This is a genomic window from Paenibacillus sp. 1_12 (assembly GCF_900114475.1).
In the GTDB taxonomy this organism is placed as follows: domain Bacteria; phylum Bacillota; class Bacilli; order Paenibacillales; family NBRC-103111; genus Paenibacillus_S.
On record NZ_FOTE01000002.1, the window covers coordinates 775,729 to 796,789 of the forward strand.

A 21,061-nucleotide genomic window follows, 5' to 3' on the forward strand; every position below is an offset into this window, starting at 1 on the left:
TAATTATTGAAAAAAGGTGAAATCGATGCACGAGTCCCCCCACATTACAGAAGCCGAAAGCGAAATCATGAAGCTCCTCTGGCAACAAGAGCCCTTGTCCGCTAACGAGATTATTTCGAAGTTAACGCAGCAGATGCAATGGTCGGATCAGACAATCAAAACGTTCCTGAACCGATTACATAAGAAAAAGGCAATTCGATTCGAAAAGTCAGGTAGGAACTACTTGTACTATCCGCTAGTTTCGCACGATGAATTTTTAAAGGCTGAGAATCGATCTTTTCTGAACAGGATTTATAATGGGGCTGTCGGAATGCTGTGCGCAAAATTTATCCAAGAAGAGCAGCTTTCCAAGGAAGATATTGAAGAGCTTCAACAAATTTTGGAGAACAAGAAGAAATCATGAAGCTCCTAGAAACAATGTTTTCACTCTTGTTAACCGCGTCACTGGCATCGACGGTAATCCTGTTGTTGGTACTTCTGATTCGAAAACTGTTCAATAAGCATCTTAGCCCGAGAGTCGTTCATATATTGTGGTTTCTTGTATTGATTAAGCTGTTAGTTCCCATCGCTCCGCAGAGCGCTATCAGCTTGTTTAATCTGCTGCCGCAAGCTATGCAGGTTGAATGGAATTCAAATCAGAAGAATATGTCTCCCAATTATTCTTCCGATTCCGATTCCAGTACAATACGACCATTAAAAAATAACGAAGAAAACATATTGCTTTCCGAATCCATCCCTAACCGGACGGAGCAAACAGCCTCTGCTATCGTATCACCGTCCCCTCAAAATCAGGGCTATGAGAAAAATCAGCATGGACTAACTTGGCTAACGATCGCGTTACTTATCTGGTTTGGCGGGGTTCTATTTTTAGGCGGATATTACCTGTTTAGCGCTCTGATATTCAGAACAAGGGTTGGGGAATCCCGTAAGCTCGACAACCAAGAGATACTTACCGTTCTTGAAGCGTGCAAGAAGAAACTGAACATTAGAAGGCAGATTCACACCTATGAAACCAACCATCTTCGTAGCCCTTGTCTCTATGGCTTATGGAAGCCGAGAATTTATTTGCCCGAAGATATCGTCACGATCGCCGATTCAAGTCAGCTAACGCACATCCTGATGCATGAACTGACTCATTTCAAGCGCAAGGATTTATGGTGTAATTTCCTGTGGATGCTTTCCGTTGCCATGCATTGGTATAATCCTTTGGTTTGGCTGGCCGCGAGGAAGATGAAAGCCGACCAGGAGGTGGCCTGCGACGCGAGCGTTCTTGAAGTGCTGGGCGAGCGTGAAGCTTCGTCCTACGGCATGACCCTGCTCATGCTGTCGCGGTTATTTTCCCGAGGCACCTCGTCCCGGGTTAACCTATCCTATTTTGGAGACAACAAGAATGAAACGAAACGGAGAATCATGATGATCACCAAGTTCAAGAAGGGCTCGTACAAGCTATCCGCCGCAGCCATTCTCTTTGTTCTTGCCTTGAGCGTCATCCTGCTTACCAATGCGTCGGATAGCGAGTCAGATGTTACTACTCCAGCAGCAAACTCCAAGGGGGCACTTCCTTCCATATACAACGACTCGTTCATATGGTTTAATAGTCTCGATCGGGCACTCGATTTTCCGAAATATACCTTTAAAGTAGTTGACTACCTTCCTGAAGGTTATCAGATGAGGGATGTGTTATATTCTAAAAGTTTCACCAGATCCAACGACGCTGACCTTATTGATGTAACATCCATTACTTTTGTATCTAACTTTGGAAATAGAAATGAAAACACCATAACGGTGAGTACTGCTATCGGCAACGGCAATTTGTTGGAGCACAATCAATTGCTGGGAGCTCACTATCCCCAAGGGACAAACGAGACTCCTGAATATCAGCAGGAATTTGTTACGATTGGCAATGTCAAAGGCACTTTATTCACAGATACGAGGCGCTACAAGCAAAGGCCAGAAACGGGCAAGAGTTTCTACTGGCAGGATGACAGTGTATGGTACGCTATCGATTACTACAGCGAGTATATGTCGCAAGAAGAGTTAGCGAAAATGGTGGAATCCTTTGTTTTACCGCAGCAAGTTCAGCATGTCCGCTACGACGGAGCGGGAAACTCATTTCCTCTTTATGATGAGACGGATTTGATTGCAGCGAAGAATATTCTCGGCTTCAAGGTGAAGATCCCGCTCAACTTGAACGACACTGAGGTTGCGTTGAGGGACTTGACCATGTTGAGGGGGAATGATCAGAACACGGGGTACTCGTTTAGGCAAACCGAGGATGCTCTGTGGAGTACCTATAACGCACCGGTCGATTCCAATAATCGGCATGACCTGCTCATGCTTTACCAGAGCAAAGCTCCACTATTCGATGCAGCCAAGCTCTCGTTCTCTCGAAAGATAGAGATTAACGGCGTCGAAATGTCGGCATATGCCGACAAGGATCACGTCTACTTTGAACCTAGCCATGACGGCAACGGAAGAAAATTATTGAGTCTAACCTATTACTTGTGGAAGCAGGACGGTATTTATTATATTGCCGTTTTCAATGGCATGGACAAGTACCAGGAAGAATACCTGAAAGCTTTAGTTATGGCTCCCCTGCAATAGATTTACGACCGGTTAATTCGAAACCTCTCTCACCATGGATGGGGGAGGTTTATTATCCTACCTGTACTTGCAATTAGCAAGAAAATATCTGAAACCGAACTGGCGCAGAGACTGTCTCCTAGAAGCAAAAAAAGTTCATGGACTGAATTAAATAAAGAACGTGTCCGCCGCCTCGAAAAGTTGGGGTTAATGAGAGATGAAGGAAGAAAGGTACTTCCTAATATGGACTACGATTCTTTTAAAATAGATAGCGTTATAGAGCAAAGGCTACAAGAGGAAAGGCAAGTATATGAGAATTTTTTGGCATTTCCCGTTCTTTATAAAAGAGTTCGAATCGACACAATACAAAGTAATAAAAATCAGCTAGAAGTATTTAAGAGCAGATTAGACAAATTTATAATCAACACTAAAGAAAATAAAATGTACGGTCAATGGCATGATCATGGACGTCTTCTAGATTACCAATAAACCAAGAAGATAACTAAGAGGCCTCTCAGAAAACGCTGAGGGGCCTCGAGCATACAATTGTGGTCTAAATGAGATCAAGAAATCATTTTATATTCTGTCCTATTCCATTGCTTTTTACTTCACAGCACCTTGAGTAATTCCTTTAATAATCCATTTTTGCGCAATCAGATATACGATAACCATCGGGGCGAGAGCAAGCAGATAAGACGCAAACGCCAAGTTAAAATTCGTGCTAAATTGACCTTGAAATACATACTGCGCAAGAGGCAGCGTATATGATTCCGGCTTACCCAAAATAATGAGCGGCAGCATAAAATCATTCCACGTCGACAAGCAGCTTAAAATGGCGATGGTGGCATTAATCGGTGCAAGCAACGGAAAGATTACGCGCCAGAAGGTTCCATAGGTCGAAGCTCCGTCAACCGTAGCAGCCTCTTCCAATTCAATCGGTATCGTACGGATATAGCCAACATAGACAAAAATGTTAAAAGAGAGCCCATATACGATATAGAGGATAATCAATCCCGGGATGTTGTTCATATGCAAATCCGTTGTAAGCTTTACAATCGGAAGCATAATAATTTGGAAAGGAATAAACATCGCACTGATGAAATAAAAATACAAGCTTTTAAAAAACCTACTATTCATATTCCGCGCTATCGCATAGGAAACGAGCGAATTGGTCAGGAGAATAAAACCAACCGAACATGCTGTGATAACAAAGCTGTTCTTGAAAGCCGAGAAAAAATTAGTCGCCTCAATGGCATTCGTGAAGTTCTCAAAGTGTAATCCCGTCGGTAGTGAAAAAATCGATTTCGCCATTTCCTCTGGATTCTTGAGTGCGATAGCAACCGCCATATATAAAGGGAACAAAATCAGTAAAGATCCGAGAGCGATCAAACCCGTGATGACCCAGTTCGTGGATTGTTTTGTCATTATGCACCCATCTCCCGTTTTTGCAAAAATTTAAGCTGTATGACGGAGATAACCACAATCACGATAAAGTAAATAACCGCATTCGCGGATTGGTAGGCAAATTCTCCACCTTGGAAGCCACCTTGATAAATCAAGTATGCAATGGACTGTGTCGCGCGACCAGGTCCGCCTCCCGTCAATGCAACGATCTGGTCAAATACCATGAGGGAGCCCTTCATAGCCAGTACCATATTGATCGTGAAGAAGGAAGAAATCATGGGAAATGTGATTTTCCAGAACGTCTGCCATTTACCCGCTCCGTCCAAATTGGATGCTTCATAGATATCTTGTGGAATCGTTTGAAGTCCGGATATATATAGAATCGTGTTAAAAGCAATTCCTTGCCATACAGCTACGATAACAATTCCGATCCAAGCCCATTGTTCATTGCCAAGAATGTTGGTAGACAGAAACTCACTTCCAAGTTTCTCTCCCCACGTCGGAACAATATTGGCAAAAATATAGTTGAAAATATAACCTACAATAAGTACCCCAAGCACGTTAGGAAGGAAGTAAATACCCCGGAAAAAATTACGGAATTTAATACGTGAATTTAAACCCAATGCAATGAGCAAACTTATCACATTGATTAAAATAGTTACAACAATAGCATATTTAAAAGTGAACAAATACGAGTTAATGACATTGTCATCTTGAAAGAGGCTAATAAAGTTTTTGAAGCCGACAAAGTCGTACCCTTCACTGAATCCGTCCCAATTCGTAAAGGCGTAATAAATACCTTGTAAAGCAGGAAAGGTATGAAAAGCAAAAAATAAGAGCAACGCTGGTATAGCCATGCTGAAATACGCCGCTTTTTTTGAAACCATGGTGATCCTCCTTTAATAAATAGGGAGAGAGCGCCTTTCGGCGCCCTTCTTCTTCAGATTGCGGCGGCACTTACTTGCGGCTAGCAACTTTATCCCATTCGGTATCAAATTGTTTGACATAAGCATCAATATCTTTTTTCTGGAGGTAGCTTTGGATAATGGTGTCCGCTTTTACAGCACCAGGGATGTAGTGATCGGAGAAGTCTTCAATAGAACCGCTCGCAAACGAAGCGTTTAGACCTTGTACGCTTGCATCGGTTTGGTTCACGTTTTTAACGGCAGAGAAAGCTTTTTGCTCATCGATGTAGATTTGAACGTTCTCAGGTTTCAGCATGAATTCAATGAATTTCTTAGCTTCTTCGGCATGCTTGCTATTTTTAGAAATAGTCAGTAGTGTATCAACGCCGGACATCACTTTATTTTTGGATGGGTCGTTCGTAGCAGCAAATGGGAACACGCCTAAATCTATGCTCGGATTTGCTTTTATAATTTCTGGAATAGCCCATACGCCTTGCAGGTACATCGCTGATTCGCCCTTAGCGAAAGCGGCATTGCCATCATTGTAGCCCTTGCCCATCATATCCTTTTGACCAAAATCCAGAAGCTTTAATTGCTTCTCAGCTACTTCACGGAATTCTGGGCTGTCAAATTTAACAGAGCCTTTAGATCTTTTATCATAAAAATCAAGGCCAACAATGTTGGTCGACAAGGAGTTAAACGGGACTAACAAGGTCCACGAGTCTTTAATTGTCAGATAAAACGGCGTTTTGCCCGCATCCTTGACTTTTTGTGCCGTAGCGATCATTTCATCCCAAGTTTTAGGAACGCTTAAGCCTAGTTCTTTAAATATGGTCTTGTTGTAAATAACACCGCTGGCATTCGCTGTAAAAGGAATCGCATATAGTTGATCGGTACTTGTCAGCCTCTTCAACATGTCGATGTAGGAAGGCTGAATATTGGCTATAAGAGGGTCATTCGAAAAGTCAGCAAATAAGCCGCTTTTGGATAACTGAGCGAACGTATCATTGGCTCCAAGACCCATGACATCAGGTATGTCCTTTTTGGCTACACGCGTTTTCAATACAGTTTCCGCATCTGGCGGGTTAACTTGAGTCACTACGATGTTCGGATTTGCATCGTTAAACTTTTTAATTAGTGCATCGAAGGAAGCTTTAGCTTCAGTCTTATTTTGGAAAAACTCCAGTTTCACTTTTTCCCCTTTTGCTGCTGCCGTATTAGAAGAAGCTTCACTGTTCGTATTTCCGCCTCCGCAACCTGCAATTACCGAAAGTGCAAGGACGCTTGTAAAAATAGTTGTAGCTGTTTTTTTCATCGTGGTGACCTCCATTTTATAAAAGAAATATTGGTGAGACTGATTCTTATAAGTAGTAAACGTTTAACCTAATGAGGTAAAAAAAACCATGCAAATCGCTTAATATCACCACCCTTAAATGAGTAAACCATGGTTATTCCATCTATTACAAGGTCTTTTTTACTGGAAAAACATATTTTTCGGGTTAAACGTTTACTAAATTTCCCCAAAAAGAAGCCCTTTTCAGGGCTTGGATCGCACTGTTTGTCTTTCCACTAGATGATGACTTACAATACTGCTCGACACTTGCGTTGAACCTTCTTCGATTAGAGTAATTAATTTTTCCGATGCCATGCGCCCCATCATTGTCAATGGCTGATGAATGGTAGTCAGCGGCGGATAGATCATTCTTGCTAATTTTAAATCGTCGTAACCTATGATCGAGAGATCATCGGGAATCTTAAGTCCGTGTTCCATAGCCACACTCATTGCACCTATAGCCATCTCATCGCTTGCTGCAAACAAAGCTGTAAAAGGAGGCGCTTCTGCCAGCAGCTTTTTCATTGCTTTCCTGCTGCCCTCAAGTACAAAATCACCGTATGCTACTCGCGATTCGGTATATTCAATTCCATTGTCGGCCAATGCCTGACGGTACCCATCCAAACGTGGGAAGCCCGCTATCTGATCCTTAAGCGTACCGCTAATCATTGCGATTTCCCGATGACCCTTCTGAATCAGATAATCTGTCGCATGATAAGCCGCTTGACGATCATCTACCTTAACATAAGGTATCATATATTTCGGAGTCATCGTATTTACAAGTATGACTGGAACTCTCATTTCCTTAATCGCTTGATAGTACTCATCCTTAAGCACTTCACTCGTGAAGACAATACCATCTACCTGCTTCTCTCGGAGGACCTGTAAGTACTTCATAGTCCGCTTGCCTTCTTCAGCGGTGTTGCACACAATTACACTGAACCCTTTTTCTTGAGCAATTTCCTCAATACCATGAAGAATATCAGATGAGAAGCTGCTGGACACATCCGGAAACAGGACACCGATCGTCTGGGTCCTTTTATTAACGAGCCCTCTTGCAATCGCATTAGGTTGATACCCCAGCTCTTCCACCGCCCGCATGACCTTTTGTTTAGTCATATTTGAATAACCGGCGAGGTTATGAAGCACTCGGGAAACCGTAGCGACAGAAACATCAGCTGCCTTGGCCACATCTTTTATTGTCGGAGGATTCATAACATCAATTACCTTCTTTACATGACATCATTTAGTTACGTAAACGTTTAAGTAATCCTAGGATATCCTCCTGATCATAGTTTGTCAAACATTTTTCGAATCGCTTACACATAGCATCGGGGTGCCGCTATAAGAGGCTGTAATGTGACCTCGTTGTGTTCCTTATCCGTGCCGATGCTATAAGAAAGAATCTTTGAGCCTATATAAGATGGACTAAACATCATGACAGCAAAGAGGCGCTTCGAAAGCAGACCCCTCTTCCAATCGCTGTTGCAGCTAGATTCTTTGTATTCTTAACCCCATAGAGGTAAGCATCCGTCTGCAAAGGCGAACACTTCGTTTCTCCAGAAGGGTCCGCTTTCTCCGCACGGGCTGTGTGTTTCTTTGGTTCATCTTAGATAGACTAAGTAAGCAAATTTAGACATCGAGGAAAAGCTCCCCAATTCCTAAGCTATTAGCTGGAATAGCGTGAAAAAGGCAGCCGTTTATTGGTACCGGCTGCCTACGTTTATTTATTGAACTCTTGTCCTTTAGAGGAAGCTCATCTGTCAAAAGTTAACTTTCAAAATATAGGAATAAGATACCCCATTTTACCGGCATTCAACACAAACTGATCGAGGTTATTGCGGATAGGAATCTAATTTTGTTATGAAGCTATGCGTAACTTCTAATGCTTCCTCCAGATACGGGGTTGTGTGATGAAATGGATGCTCTCCTCCAAAAAAATGATCCGCATCGCGTATGCTGACATAGGTTTGATTGGGAGCTGCTTCCTTCAACAGCCGCTGCCCCTCAAGCAAAGCTTCCCGATCCTTGTTTCCTTGGATAATAAGCACTGGTGACGTAAGAGAAGCAAGAAGACGAGCTGTGTCGAATCTCTGCTTGTTATGCTCCACATCATCATTAATAAAGGGGTTCGGGTTTCCAGCAACTGCTTTAGGAGGAGGTCCGCCGTTCCAGGCAATAACAGCGCTAATATATGAATGCTCGGCGGCAAAGATGATGTTGCTTCCGCCTGCCCTACTGTGCCCAAGCAGGGTGATACGGTCTATATCGGCTTGCTCGGCTAATGGCAGCTTATGCTCTCTTAGATTAGCGAGTATAGCCCCCAAATCAGATAATTCTCTGGACACTGTGCTCAGTCTTTGAACGGAAACCTCATCGGCTCCACTGTTCTGGGCACCCACACGTGAAAAGTCAAAATGAACTACGTAGAATCCGCGTTCTGCAAACCACGCTGTGACATAAGGCCAGAATCCCCAATCTTTATATCCTCTAAACCCGTGGCTGATTACCAAAACCGGTTTTGCGATCTGTTCCTCAACAAGCGTAGCTTCTCCTCGAATAAATAATTCGTTTTCCAGATTAATCCGAAAATCCTTCTTCACAACAAGCGCATTTCCCAAATAGCTCACTCCTTCTTTTAAATCATTTAGATATAAAATAAAAAAAGACATTCTTTATGAAAAGAGAATGTCTCCGTTTAAACGGTGTCCACACATGCTATGGAATACCAAAAGTTTTTTAAAATAGGATCAAAATTCATTATTCCTATATGATTAATAAGAATATAACAATCCTTTGAGGAACTGTCAATTAAATATTTCCATTGACATTTATAATTACGATTGATAGTATTAAATTATTATTCACATGTGTTTACTGTGATTTTAATTTGATACACAGCAGTCGACCGTATTTTCGGAGACATCCTTTTTACAGGAGGTCTCTTTTTTTATTACATGGAATGAGAGAAAGGGCTGGGATCCAATATGACAGCAAATACGACTACCTATTTATTTACAGAAAGCATTTTACCAGAAGTTGACGCTACCCGTAAGGCTGATTACCCGGTTTATCCTTTGTTTTTAAATCGCTGGTCCTCGCGTTCTTATGAAACTCGTAATGTGCCGGACGATGTGCTGTATACAATTCTGGAGGCTGCCCGTTGGGCTCCATCGTCGAGTAATTTGCAGCCATGGCGTTTTATTGTCGCCAGGACACCAGAGCAGCGGAAACGATTTGAGGAGTTTATCAGACCGAACAACAGACTTTGGACTGACTTTGCCCCGGTGCTTCTATTATTGGCCTCTGATAAGCTTCGAGCTGATGGAGAGCCGAATCGTTCGCATGCCTTTGATACTGGGGCTGCTTGGGCGTCTATTGCTTTGCAGGCACGAATACTGGGTCTGACGACGCGTGCTGTGGGTGGCTATGATAAAGACAAGGCCCGTGTTGTTTTGGATGTTCCGGATGAAATCGAACTGCATGCGGTGATTGCACTTGGCTATCCTGGAACGAAGGAAGCACTTCATGAGAGCTTTCAGGATAAAGAACAACCGAATGGCCGTAGGCCCTTGAGTGAAAGTATTGTAGATGGGAAGTTTAATCAATAATCAGATGCAAAAAGCCTGGCCGTTCAACGAGTGCCATTGAAAAAAAGTATAATCCCCTCAATATATGAGGTTTTTAACTTCCGTATATTCAACTTGACAGTAAAGGTATTCAATAGTATGTTTCCAAAAAAATATGAATCCAATTCTAATAGTTGTAATTAATTCTTCCGGACAACCGGAGACCTGGCTTCGAGCCAAGTCTCCTTTTTTTTATCACCTATTCATCAAAAATCTTAATGAGATGAGTTCAATCATGGGAAAACAATGCACGTAAAAAATCCATTTAAATATCTTTTTGTCCGGAACCGGCCATCACGAAACTTCCTCGGCGAGGAGTCAAGGTCTGGAACTCTGTGCCCGTCTTGGTGAACTTTCGTTAGCCTATATAAAATGAACTAAACATTATGCCAGCAAAGAGCCGCTGCGAAAGCAGACCCCTCTTCCAATCGCTGTTGCAGCCAGATTCTTTCGATTCTTAGCCTCATAGAGGTAAGAATCCGTCTGCAAAGGCGAACACTTCGTTTCTCCAGAAGGATCCGCTTTCTACGCTCGGTGTGTGTGTTTCTTTGGTTCATCTTATATAGTTTTTGAAAAACTGTTTGTATAACACTTCAGGCATTACAAGGAGGTGTAAACATCATACTTAATGTATTTATTATTCGTTTGGATAGGGTTCTCAACTTTACTTAACCCAGAGTTTGGTAATGTGTTTGTGTATGTACGCAATATTTCCTGTGTTAAACTTATAACTTGTGAATCTTTAAGTACTTCATCAACGGGTCTAAACTGAACTTCTGAAATCTCTGAGCCATCAGCAAGTAAGTCACCAGATATCAATTCCATCTCAAAGATGAAATATATACCTAGCTCCAATCCGTTTTGAAGCTCTTTAGTTCCCGTTCTAACACCAACAAGCCTTTTAGGTCGAGCTACAATCCCTGATTCTTCTTTTACTTCCCTTATTGCTGCTTCTTCAAATGTTTCCCCTTCTTCAACAAATCCTCCTGGTATCATCCAGTAATCCTTATTTGCACCATATGCAATCTTCACAAGCAACACTTTGTTGTCTTTAACGATTAATCCCCCAGCAGAACAAGCAACTCTCATATACATCACTCCCATTCCATTTAATGGTATAATACCACGAAAGTTTTATTCATATTAAATATTGATATTCTATCTATATAAGATGAACTAAACATCATGCCAGCAAAGAGGCGCTGCGAAAGCAGACCCCTCTTCCAATCGCTGTTGCAGCCAGATTCTTTCGATTCTTAGCCTCATAGCTTGGCGCGAAATGACGATCTCAGGCGATTGCGCGTGCAAGAGAAATGAAGCTATTGGATTAAGTAGGATAGATAGATGATAAGCCAACAAATGGGACGGAAAGATGCCCCATTGTTGGTTTATTTTTTTGCGAGAAACTAACTTTCGTTAGTGTTCATAATTGTCAAGTAGGATATATACTTAATGCACTTTAAATTACTTTTATTAAGAAATTGTAAATATAAATTGAAAGGGGGTATCTTCATCTCTAATGTATACGGTGACGCTTAACATGGCTGGCCATGAACATATTCAAACAGTTGGATCGAAAGCGCTGCAGCTTGCAAAATTGACAGGACAAAGCGTTAAAGTCCCAGGTGGTTTCGTTATTACCTCGAATGCGTTGGAACGTTTTCTGGAAGCAAACGATCTGCGAACCCCCGAGCTCATAGGGGATTTTGAAAGTAAGCTAATCGAAGCACGGCTGCCAGAGGATGTTTATGACGAAGTAGCAGCATCCTTCGAGTCCATGCGTGGCCAGTCTGCGAGTGGGATGATGGCTGTGGCGGTGCGTTCCTCGTCCTCGGCGGAGGATCTGGAGGAGGCCTCATTTGCGGGGCAGTACGAGACGATTTTAAATGTAACTGACCTGACGCACTTGCTGAATAGCCTGAAACGTTGCTGGGCCTCTCTCTTTTCAGCAAGGGTTCGGGATTACGCGCAGCAAAAAAATGTGAGTTCCGATATGGGCAGCTTTCCTATGGGCGTATTGGTGCAGCAGATGGTGCAAGCGGACGTATCGGGCGTAATTTTCAGCTTGAATCCTGTGACGCACAATGAAGACGAGATCATCATTAATGCAAGCTACGGCTTGGGCGAGGCGATCGTTTCCGGTCTGGTCACACCCGATTCTTATGTCATAGGCAAAACCGACGGGCACATAGAAAAAGAGTTGGGATTGAAGGAAGTTAAAATCGTAGCAGCCGACAAAGGGACGGTGGAACTCACAACAACGGAAGAGGAGCAAAATCGCTTCTGTCTATCCGACGAACATGTCGCCGAGTTGGCGGAGCAGACACGTAAAATTGAAGTTTTCTACGGGATGCCCGTTGACATTGAGTTTGCTATAAAAGACGGACATATTTACATTTTACAGGCAAGACCGGTTACTACGTAACTATAGTCTGGCAAAAACACACCTAAACTGGAGGGCAAGCTACAATATGGCTATTACAGAAACGTTTCGAAGTGATCTTATGCTACATGAGGAAGATATCAAACAGGGGTTTTGGGTCCAGGACGACGTTCACCTGTCGCATGCGCTGACGCCGTTGTTCGCCTCATTTATGGTTCCGGCGGTGACGGAAGGCACAAAGGTGGCTTTCGAAAATCTGAAGATGCCTTTGTCCCAATTTCGTTATAAACTGGCAGATGGTCGAATTTATCAGTATACCGTTCCATATCCAGGCGACCTGCAGGAGCGATTGGAGGAGCATAAGAAAACCATTGGGGCGATCCTTCCACTGTTGAATCAGCACCTGAGAAACTATGTGGATCAAGAGTTTTTGCCGTTCTACCGGAGTCTGGACGAAGACAGCAAGCGTGCTTTAACAGTTGGGGAAGCGAAAGAGAAACTGCTTGGATTGTTCGATTTCTACCGCAGGGCCTGGCAACTGCACTTTGAGATTATCCTTCCGCGTACCGCCTTTATAGCCTTGGAGCAAATGTACGGCCAACTAACGGGAAGAGCAGATTCAGCAGTCGTATACGATATGCTAGCGGGGGTCATGAACAAATCGCTCGAAACCGACAGAGAGCTGTGGAAGCTATCAGATTGGGCTAAGCAGTCTCCGGTACTGGTGGCCGCTTTTGCCGAGGAAGCGACAGAAATGGGCTACAAGGTGCGTATCGAACAAACTGAGGAAGGCCTCGCACTGCTGAAACGCCTTCAGGATGTTTTGGAGATATATGGGCAACGCTCAACCAATTCTCACGAGTTTAACGATGAAATTTGGGCCGAGAACCCGGAATACGCGCTGCGCATTATCGCAAGGTACATCAAGAAGGATTATGACTTCGACCTTGAATTTGCGGAGACCGTGCGGCAGAGAGAAGCCAAGGCGGAGGAAGTGATCGCAGGCCTCCCGGAAATGGAATTGAAGCAGACCTTCGTTATGATGTATCAATGGGCTTTGGATAGTTGGGGACTGGATGAGGACCATCATTTCTACATCGATGCCATGCTTCCTGCTAAATCACGGCTATTTTTGTTGAATGTAGGCAGGTTACTGGTGGACCAGGGGGTCATGGAAGACAAAGGTGATATTTTCTTCCTCTATCTCGATGAGCTCTTGGCTATGCTGTCCAATCCGACACCGCTGCATGCTCAGATTGGACAAAGAAAAGCGGAATATGAAGAGAACAAACTGAAGCAGCCGACACCTTTCTACGGGACACCGCCCGAAGCGCCGATGGATCCGGCTCTGGAGCGAATCTTCGGCGGAAAGCCGCCCGAAATTCAGGAGCAGACGTTTACCGGTTATGCTGCTTCCCAAGGATCCTATACAGGTACGGTTAAAGTAGTCCGCGTTCCGGAGGACTTTTCCAAGGTTCAGCAGGGAGATGTACTGGTCTGCAAGACGACGACCCCACCATGGACGGTGCTGTTCTCCATTGTGGGAGCAATTGTGACTGATGCTGGCGGAATTTTATCTCATGCGGGTACGGTGGCCAGGGAATATAAGCTTCCGGCCGTTGTGGGCTCGAAGGTTGCGACGTCTCTGCTGAAGGATGACGACATAGTTACGGTGGACGGTACCAAGGGAGTGGTCCATTTTGGACAGCAGTCCTAGTTATCGGCTCAGCCTGCTGTCCATCTTGACGGGAACGTTTCTAGTTCCCGTCAATTCCACAATGATCGCTGTGGGGCTGCCGACGATAGCTGGCGCGCTGGACGTCAGTCTGGCGCAAGCCTCGTGGGTAATTACGATTTACCTCATCGTCATGGCAGCTATTCAGCCCATTGCAGGTAAAATGGGCGATTTGTACGGCAAGCGGACAATGTTTCTGCTGGGCATGATGCTCTTTCTTATCGCTTCAGCGGCATGCATGTTTTCCTTCAGTCTGCTGTGGCTTATCATGTTCCGGGCGGTACAGGCGCTTGGTGGTGCAATAGCAACTCCGAACGCAACCGCCTTGATACGCGACGTCGTTCCCAAAGAAAGGCTGGGTAAGGCGTTCGGAACGTTCGGCCTGTTGATGGGCCTCGGGGCCGCGATTGGGCCACTGGTCGGTTCCATACTGATCGGTGGAATAGGATGGACATCGATATTTTGGATCAACATCCCGTTCGCCCTCCTTAGCCTCGTGATGGCTTGGGTTTATCTTCCACGCACACTCCCAAGGAGCGGCGATGCGACCCTTGATATATTGGGGGCGGTTTATATGGCTGCTGGCTTTACCTTGCTGACCCTGATTGTGACACATCGCGAGTTTTTCAGCGCGTGGACCGCTGCCGAACTGGCGCTCATCACGATGCTTTTCATTCATCGGGAAAGGCGTTTCAAGGCGCCCTTGATCCAATTTTCACTCTTCAGGAACCGAATGTTCAGCAGCGCAAATATAGCTATCCTGTTAAGTAACGCGATCATGTACAGCACTATTCTGGTTGTACCCGTACTGCTACAGACGGTCTATCATTATTCCGTGCAGACGGTGGGGATGCTGCTGTTTGTATTCTCCCTGTCCATGTCTGCCTGTTCCTGGATCGGCGGATCGCTGACTGAGCGGCTCGGAAAAAGGCTTCTCGTGCTGCTGTCCTTTGCGGTCTCAGCGACAGCTCTGCTTGGTTACTTAGGCATTTACGTCTACCCGAATATCTCTTATATAGCGGCCGTTTTACTGGTCGGCGGGATCGGTTCGGGTATCGGTACGCCGTCCATGCAGGCCGCTTCGCTGCAAGCGGTATCGAAGGATATGTCGGGCCTTGCCGCGGGCATCTTTTCCACTTCCCGCTATATCGGCGGCATGGCGGCTTCCGTGATGGTCAGCGTGATGCTCGATTTTCATGTGCTGTTTTACTGCCTGCTTATTGTGGCTGCGGTGGGTCTGCCTCTGTCTGGTGGCCTGACGGAACGGACTGGCAGCTCGGCGAAGGCCGATTAGGAATGGCCAATAGCCGGCTGAGAACCATTCAAATTGTTTGCTACCACTTCGTATTACCTCCTTGTGAAATAAAAAAAGAACTGACGTAATAAGCGTAGCTCTTCATACCCACGCTTTTTTTTGTTTGAACGCAAAAAAAATCAGACCTATAGTACGGGATTTGAACAGATTCACATTACCCGCTTTGCCTGCTGCTGCATGTTGATTACGCGTCTGCATCAATATGCGAATTATCTAAGTATTTCAAAGCTCCGAAACTAATAACCACAGCATCAGCTTGTCTTACAAATGGTATATATTTCGCAGCCTTTGCACTGCATTCTAATTTCATAAGAACAGTAATACAATGATTTTGATATTCCATAAAAATATCAAAAAGATCTTATATGTTGGTATTTATCATTAAAAAAGGAGGTGATTATTGTGTCAAATGAACATGACAAGCCCATATATTATGACGGGAGTGATCTCCATAAACTACCAAAAGGAGACCCTAGTCATGATAAAATTGTATTTCTACCCATTGCTCAATCGGACCTGATTCAGTTCCCCGTATTTCCGTATGAACTTGAAAAGTAATGTACAAATTTTTCTCATTCATGATATTGCAGGTTAAGAATAGTCATTTTGAGGAGGTACGTCAATGGGAGCTACACTTATTAAAATCGCATCCATTTATTTTGTTGTAGGTGTCTGTTTCGGCATGTTTATGTCGATTACTCACAAATTTGAATTCGCTTCGGTTCATGCTCATATCAATCTTGTTGGTTGGGTTTCGCTTGCATTAGCTGGTTTGGTCTATAGTGTTTTTCCAAAAGCAGCGGACTCCCGATTAGGTAAATTTCATTTTTGGCTACATAATATCGGACTTCCTATCATGATGATCAGCTTATTTCTTTTAGTTAGCGGTGTTCCTAATACTGAACCTATAGTTGCCGTTGGGGGTACTGTAACCGCTATTGCTGTCGTATTATTTATGCTTAACGTTATCCTTAATGTCCATGCAACTAAAGAACAAGCGATTATTCATAATAAAACTACCTCTTTGTAATCATCGGACACCTCATCTTGATCTTCATCATGCTTTAGCCTATACGGGATAAAAAAGTCGGATACTCAACCTAAGGGTAGGAGTCGTCGGCTTTTTTGCTGTGATGCTGCAGGCGAACACTTCGTTTCTCCAGAAAGGTCCGCTTTCTCCGCTCGGGCTGTGTATTTCTTTTGGATCCCTCGAATAAATGAACCCGGAAGTATTTCCATATCCTATTTTAAAGGGTGCTCTTCACTGACTTATTGGTTTACATTGATCAAACCGGATTCCATACGTTAAAATAACAATACAATTTCTTCTGTATGGTGGATGAGATAACTTGGTTTAAGTTTTGTTAAGCGATTTTTATGTGATGATTGATAGAATAGAGGCCAAAGGCACGGAAAAACTGTCTACAACAATAGGAAAGGGGTTTCTTCGGTGCTTATCATATGGAAGGATCACTTTCTTCAGGGGATTTTTGCACTCACTCTGATCATCTTGCTGGTTGCACTGCAGCAGATAACCGGGGCTCGGGAGACACCCGCAGCAGAACATGGCGTGCTCGATTTGCGCGGCTGGGATCTTACAAAAACAGGGATTTTTTCATTGGATGGAGAGTGGGAATTTTATCCACATCAACTTCTGTCGCCTGCTGAGATTCATAATGCTCAGCTAAAGTCAGTGATGATTCACGTGCCTGGTAATTGGGAGAATGAGAAAATCAATAAAGGCACCAAAATGAGCGGCAAAGGCTACGGGACATATAGGCTGGTCATTCGGAACATACCTATTGATCAAACACTGGCGATTTCCAAACGGTATATCCGGTTTTCCGATGCTCTGTATGTTGACGGTAAGCTGCTTGGACAGTCTGGGATACCCGGAATCTCTCTCGAAACCTACGAGCCTCGCAACGTGCCGTATACCGTCTATTTCAGGAGTGATGCGGCAGAAATCGAAATTGTGCTGCAAGCAGCGAATTTTGATTTTCGAAGTGGGGGAATTTTCAGTTCTATAGAATTCGGTCTGGGTCCGCATATGGAAAATAAGAAAATCTTTCAGACTGGTCTCGAGCTGGTGGTCATGGGATTCCTTCTCCTCTTCGGATTACTGTTCTTATACTTGTTCTTTCACCTTCACCGTGACATACTCCAACTGTTGCACGCTTTTTTCTTTTTCAGTTTTGCTGTGATCGTGTTTACGAACGGGGAGCGAATGCTGCTGCAAATGTTTCCGGATCTGTCTTTCGAGCTTGCCTTTAAGATCAAATACATCTCTGTGTACATCATGCCTATGCTTGTCTTTTTGATTATTTCAAAGATTGTTACGAATCGAAGGATGCGAATAGGGCTGATGGTCATAAGCTCCTTTCATGCCTTATATTGTCTCTTGATCGCGATAACTCCTTTTAGATTCTATTCGAACGGACAAGAAAGCTTTTATGTCATGAGCCTGTTAACCTTTGTTGCAGCCTCTGCCTTCTTGTTTCATCAGTATGCTTCTGGGAAATATGGTTCAATCACCAAGCCTCAGTTCCAGCTGCTGATCGCATCCGTGTGGACATTATTTCTTTCAAGCATGCTTACGATCTTAAACACTTGGAATTTGATAAGCATAGCTCTGTCGAATATGACCGTGCTGTTTATTCTGATGGCGTTTGCTTTACTGCTTGTGTACCAATATGTTCGCGCCTATGATTCCATGCAGCAGCTTACCCGCAAGCTCCAAATTGCCGACCGGATGAAGGATGAGTTTCTGCTTCTTACCTCACATGAGCTGAATTCGCCTCTTCACAGCATCATTCACTTGTCCCGATCACTTCTTGAAACACCGGTGCGTAGGCCGAACGAGGCTGAGATTCGGGAAAAGCTACAAATTATTAGGAACACTGCTTACCGGATGTCCAACCTGGTGAATGACCTGATCGATATTTCGCGGTTTAAGGACGGTAGTTTGAAGATCATTCCTGGCATGGTTGATCTCGTGTCTTGCATCTCCGTGGTGATCGATGTGTTCGGTTTCCTGGCAACTGCGAAAGGGATCGTCCTCGAGCGTAGGATTGAACCGGAGGCTAGATATGTCATCGCGGATGAAAGCCGATTGCTGCAAGTTCTCTATAACCTCGTTTATCATATAATCGGTCTTCAGAACAACGGGGAGATCTTATTCGAATGTCGGCAGGATAACGGCTGCGTCCAGATAATGATCCGACACGATGCCCGCAGAGTGGTGTTGACACATAACGAGATGAAGGAATCTTCTACTTCCATGGACGTACACAGCGTGGCCGCAGGATTGTCCATTGCTACCGAACTCGTTAAATTAATGGGTGGCAAGCTTGTAATCAACGATAGTGTAGGAACGATGCAGATTGCTCTGCCTTCCGCAGCTCTCGAAGATACAGAAGCCGCTGCAACGGCTTTTCAGGAAGAAGGCCCATTGAAAGCTGGTTCGGACCTCGAAGACTTGTTAGGTAGTCCTTCGGCGACCATTTTGATCGCGACAACCGACTTGGTCGACATGGAGCAGTTGAACAGTCTTCTTACCACGGAAGGTTTTCGGGTGGCATTTGCCAGCTCCGATGTGGAAGTGCAAACAGCCATAACACAACGTGGAAGACTCGATCTGATCATTTTGGACGTTATGCTTCCATCCGTAACCGGCTTTGAAGTGTGCAAGCGAATCCGGCTCGATTTCAGCCAAGCTGAGCTGCCCGTATTATTTGTTAACACTCGCAGCACACCAGTGGATATTGAATCCTGCATCGCAGCAGGCGGCAATGATTTCATTACCCGTCCGCTTGATGCGGGGGAAATCCTAGTCAGAGTTCATACACTCCTTGGCATGAAACGGCTTGTTAAGGAAGCAGCTGACAATGAAATGGCGTTCCTCCGATCGCAGATTAAGCCGCACTTTTTGTATAACGCGTTGGGCACTATTATGTCATTGTGCTATACAGACGGCCCAAGGGCTGGCGAGCTGCTTGGAAGCTTCAGCCGCTATTTACGCATTCTTTTCCATCTGGATAATTCGGAGGAAACCATTCCGCTAAGCAAAGAAATGGAGCTCGTTCTGGCATATGTCGAGATTGAGCAGGAGCGCTTCGGCAAGCGGCTAAAAGTAGAGTTTGATGTGGACGAATCGCTCTACCACTGCAAGGTCATGCCGCTCATCATTGAGCCGTTAGTAGAGAATGCAATTCGCCACGGAGTCTCCAGAAAGGTAAACGGAGGCACCGTCCGATTGACGATCAGAGAGCACGAAGATTTGGTGAAAGTTGTTGTAGAGGATGACGGAGTTGGCATGACACAGGAGCAAGTAAGCTCATTGTTCGTGCGAAGATCTCAGGGACAAGGCATCGGCCTAAAAAATATGGCTAGGCGGCTAAAGCATCTGAACGGACAAACACCCATAATCAATAGTACGCTTGGCCATGGTACGAAGGTGACGATCATGTTTCCATATCAATAAACGAACATTAAGAAAGGGAGTGCGATACTATGCTGCAAGCGTATTTGGTAGACGACGAGCTTCATTCGCTGAATATGCTGGAAATATTCCTCGTTCGAACGGGAAAAGTTAACATCGCTGGGCGCTCAGCCAACGGTTTCGAAGCCATTAACGCCCTCCGGCACATTCGTCCGCATGTTTGGTTTCTAGATATCGAAATGCCGGGGATGACCGGACTTGAACTCGCTGAAAAGATACATGAGGTGGACCCAGATGCTGTAATCGTGTTTACGACGGCCTACGATCAGTATGCAATTGCGGCTTTCGAACTTGCGGCAATCGATTACATCCTGAAGCCCATTGAGTTCGGGCGCTTATCTAAAACAATCGAAAGACTGTCGAAAGATACAGCGTGGAGGCTTTCCTCCGAGCCTTCTTCCAATGACCCTGAAAGCTTCGGAGAACTGATCGTCCGTATGCTCGGAACATTTCATGTCGCCTCGATAAACGGTAAAAGTATGCATTGGCGGACGGCCAAGGAAAAGGAGCTTTTCGCGTACCTGCTGCTGCATGTCAAGAGTCCAAGTGCGCTACACCGTGACCAAATCATAGAACAGTTGTGGCCTGACGAACCGTATGAGAAGGCAAAAACTTATTTGCACACCTGCGTCAGTCTTTTAAGGAAGAACCTTCGGAAAATAGGTATAGAAAACATAGTAGCGTACGAGAAAGAACATTATATACTGGATACAGACCGAATCAGTGTGGACGCACACCAATTCATGTCGGGACTCCTCGGTTGGCATAATAGTACAGATGTTTCGATTGCAGAGATGGAACAAATGCTGCAGCTTTATCAGGGCGAGCTTCTCGCAAGCGAGGATTATTTCTGGGCCATGGAACTGTCTCAACAGTTGGAGAATACAACCGTGAAATGGCTGCTCAAGCTTTCCAAACAGTACCTTGCACAAGAAAACGGCAAAAAGGCAGCAGAAGCGGCAGAGCGTGCAAGCAGCCAGTCGCCGTATGATGAAGAAGCTTATCGACTCACGATGCAGGCGTATCTGTTCATGGGGAAGCACGATTATGTGTTACGCACTTATCGGCAGCTTGAGGAACGTCTGGGAGAGTTGAACATTCAACCCTCCGCTATCACTCGACAGTTGTATGAGCAGATTGAGATATGATCAAGAGGACATCACTGATGATGGGCGAAAACTGCAGATATACAGTTTGCATGAAAAAATTCATTAAGCGTTTACTAACTAACTCTTGACTAAAATCTTTTAATATTTGAATGAAATATATAGAT

At 44.5% G+C, this 21,061-nt stretch carries 15 protein-coding genes and 1 pseudogene; 10 read left to right on the forward strand and 6 right to left on the reverse strand.

Annotated features, from left to right (window positions below):
• The first annotated feature begins 25 nt into the window (after positions 1–25).
• The 3 genes and pseudogenes from BM210_RS07300 to BM210_RS07310 all read left to right on the forward strand — a co-directional run.
• A complete protein-coding gene (locus BM210_RS07300; protein WP_091166047.1) occupies positions 26–403 on the forward strand; it encodes a BlaI/MecI/CopY family transcriptional regulator in 378 nt (125 codons plus the stop codon).
• Positions 400–2,604: a M56 family metallopeptidase gene (locus BM210_RS07305; protein WP_091166049.1), complete on the forward strand. Its 2,205-nt coding sequence runs from the start codon at positions 400–402 to the stop codon at positions 2,602–2,604. Before BM210_RS07300 ends, BM210_RS07305 begins: the two co-directional genes overlap by 4 nt.
• A gap of 72 nt (positions 2,605–2,676) precedes the next feature.
• Positions 2,677–3,072 (forward strand): annotated as a pseudogene (locus BM210_RS07310) (YdeI family protein); the annotation flags it as partial.
• A 114-nt stretch (positions 3,073–3,186) separates the two neighbouring features.
• Here BM210_RS07310 and BM210_RS07315 read toward each other — a convergent pair.
• The 5 genes from BM210_RS07315 to BM210_RS07335 all read right to left on the reverse strand — a co-directional run bounded on the left by BM210_RS07315 (position 3,187) and on the right by BM210_RS07335 (position 8,846).
• Complete coding sequence (locus BM210_RS07315) at positions 3,187–4,008, reverse strand: carbohydrate ABC transporter permease (protein ID WP_091166052.1); 822 nt, start codon at positions 4,006–4,008, stop codon at positions 3,187–3,189.
• Entirely contained in the window at positions 4,008–4,874 is an 867-nt protein-coding gene (locus tag BM210_RS07320) for a carbohydrate ABC transporter permease (protein ID WP_091166054.1), read from the reverse strand. Before BM210_RS07320 ends, BM210_RS07315 begins: the two co-directional genes overlap by 1 nt.
• A 70-nt stretch (positions 4,875–4,944) precedes the next feature.
• A complete protein-coding gene (locus BM210_RS07325; protein WP_177237684.1) occupies positions 4,945–6,207 on the reverse strand; it encodes an ABC transporter substrate-binding protein in 1,263 nt (420 codons plus the stop codon).
• A gap of 222 nt (positions 6,208–6,429) precedes the next feature.
• The gene (locus BM210_RS07330; RefSeq protein WP_091166058.1) at positions 6,430–7,440 is read right to left on the reverse strand and encodes a LacI family DNA-binding transcriptional regulator; all 1,011 of its coding nucleotides are present in this window, start codon (positions 7,438–7,440) and stop codon (positions 6,430–6,432) included.
• Positions 7,441–8,060: 620 nt separating this feature from the next.
• Positions 8,061–8,846, reverse strand: a complete 786-nt coding sequence (locus BM210_RS07335; protein WP_091166059.1) for an alpha/beta hydrolase family protein — start codon at positions 8,844–8,846, stop codon at positions 8,061–8,063.
• 366 nt (positions 8,847–9,212) lie between these two features.
• Between BM210_RS07335 and BM210_RS07340 the strand changes: the two genes are divergently transcribed.
• Positions 9,213–9,836, forward strand: a complete 624-nt coding sequence (locus BM210_RS07340; protein WP_091166060.1) for a nitroreductase family protein — start codon at positions 9,213–9,215, stop codon at positions 9,834–9,836.
• Between the two features lie 618 nt (positions 9,837–10,454).
• On the opposite strand, the gene BM210_RS07345 is transcribed toward BM210_RS07340, so the two are convergent.
• A complete protein-coding gene (locus tag BM210_RS07345) occupies positions 10,455–10,943 on the reverse strand; it encodes an NUDIX domain-containing protein (RefSeq protein WP_177237685.1) in 489 nt (162 codons plus the stop codon).
• 451 nt (positions 10,944–11,394) lie between these two features.
• Between BM210_RS07345 and BM210_RS07350 the strand changes: the two genes are divergently transcribed.
• The 6 genes from BM210_RS07350 to BM210_RS07375 all read left to right on the forward strand — a co-directional run bounded on the left by BM210_RS07350 (position 11,395) and on the right by BM210_RS07375 (position 20,936).
• Positions 11,395–12,279 (forward strand): PEP/pyruvate-binding domain-containing protein, encoded by an 885-nt coding sequence (locus BM210_RS07350; RefSeq protein ID WP_256223312.1) that lies wholly within the window; start codon positions 11,395–11,397, stop codon positions 12,277–12,279.
• A gap of 46 nt (positions 12,280–12,325) precedes the next feature.
• Positions 12,326–13,954: a PEP-utilizing enzyme gene (locus BM210_RS07355; protein WP_091166064.1), complete on the forward strand. Its 1,629-nt coding sequence runs from the start codon at positions 12,326–12,328 to the stop codon at positions 13,952–13,954.
• Positions 13,938–15,266 carry an MFS transporter gene (locus BM210_RS07360; RefSeq protein ID WP_256223314.1) on the forward strand — a complete coding sequence of 443 codons (1,329 nt, stop codon included), beginning with the start codon at positions 13,938–13,940 and terminating at the stop codon, positions 15,264–15,266. Before BM210_RS07355 ends, BM210_RS07360 begins: the two co-directional genes overlap by 17 nt.
• A gap of 643 nt (positions 15,267–15,909) precedes the next feature.
• On the forward strand, positions 15,910–16,317 hold the full coding sequence (locus tag BM210_RS07365) for a cytochrome-c oxidase (protein ID WP_091166065.1): 408 nt from the start codon (positions 15,910–15,912) through the stop codon (positions 16,315–16,317).
• Positions 16,318–16,737: 420 nt separating this feature from the next.
• On the forward strand, positions 16,738–19,770 hold the full coding sequence (locus BM210_RS07370) for an ATP-binding protein (RefSeq protein WP_091166067.1): 3,033 nt from the start codon (positions 16,738–16,740) through the stop codon (positions 19,768–19,770).
• 29 nt (positions 19,771–19,799) lie between these two features.
• The gene (locus BM210_RS07375) at positions 19,800–20,936 is read left to right on the forward strand and encodes a response regulator (protein WP_091166068.1); all 1,137 of its coding nucleotides are present in this window, start codon (positions 19,800–19,802) and stop codon (positions 20,934–20,936) included.
• Positions 20,937–21,061 lie beyond the last annotated feature (125 nt).

Bases quoted from the DNA above. Each gene is read 5' to 3' on its own strand.
- BM210_RS07355 (WP_091166064.1), top strand. From the start codon at position 12,326: ATGGCTATTACAGAAACGTTTCGAAGTGATCTTATGCTACATGAGGAA.
- BM210_RS07300 (WP_091166047.1), top strand. From the start codon at position 26: ATGCACGAGTCCCCCCACATTACAGAAGCCGAAAGCGAAATCATGAAG.
- BM210_RS07320 (WP_091166054.1), bottom strand. From the start codon at position 4,874: ATGGTTTCAAAAAAAGCGGCGTATTTCAGCATGGCTATACCAGCGTTG.
- BM210_RS07345 (WP_177237685.1), bottom strand. From the start codon at position 10,943: ATGAGAGTTGCTTGTTCTGCTGGGGGATTAATCGTTAAAGACAACAAA.
- BM210_RS07315 (WP_091166052.1), bottom strand. From the start codon at position 4,008: ATGACAAAACAATCCACGAACTGGGTCATCACGGGTTTGATCGCTCTC.
- BM210_RS07340 (WP_091166060.1), top strand. From the start codon at position 9,213: ATGACAGCAAATACGACTACCTATTTATTTACAGAAAGCATTTTACCA.
- BM210_RS07365 (WP_091166065.1), top strand. From the start codon at position 15,910: ATGGGAGCTACACTTATTAAAATCGCATCCATTTATTTTGTTGTAGGT.
- BM210_RS07330 (WP_091166058.1), bottom strand. From the start codon at position 7,440: ATGAATCCTCCGACAATAAAAGATGTGGCCAAGGCAGCTGATGTTTCT.
- BM210_RS07325 (WP_177237684.1), bottom strand. From the start codon at position 6,207: ATGAAAAAAACAGCTACAACTATTTTTACAAGCGTCCTTGCACTTTCG.
- BM210_RS07305 (WP_091166049.1), top strand. From the start codon at position 400: ATGAAGCTCCTAGAAACAATGTTTTCACTCTTGTTAACCGCGTCACTG.
- BM210_RS07375 (WP_091166068.1), top strand. From the start codon at position 19,800: ATGCTGCAAGCGTATTTGGTAGACGACGAGCTTCATTCGCTGAATATG.
- BM210_RS07350 (WP_256223312.1), top strand. From the start codon at position 11,395: ATGGCTGGCCATGAACATATTCAAACAGTTGGATCGAAAGCGCTGCAG.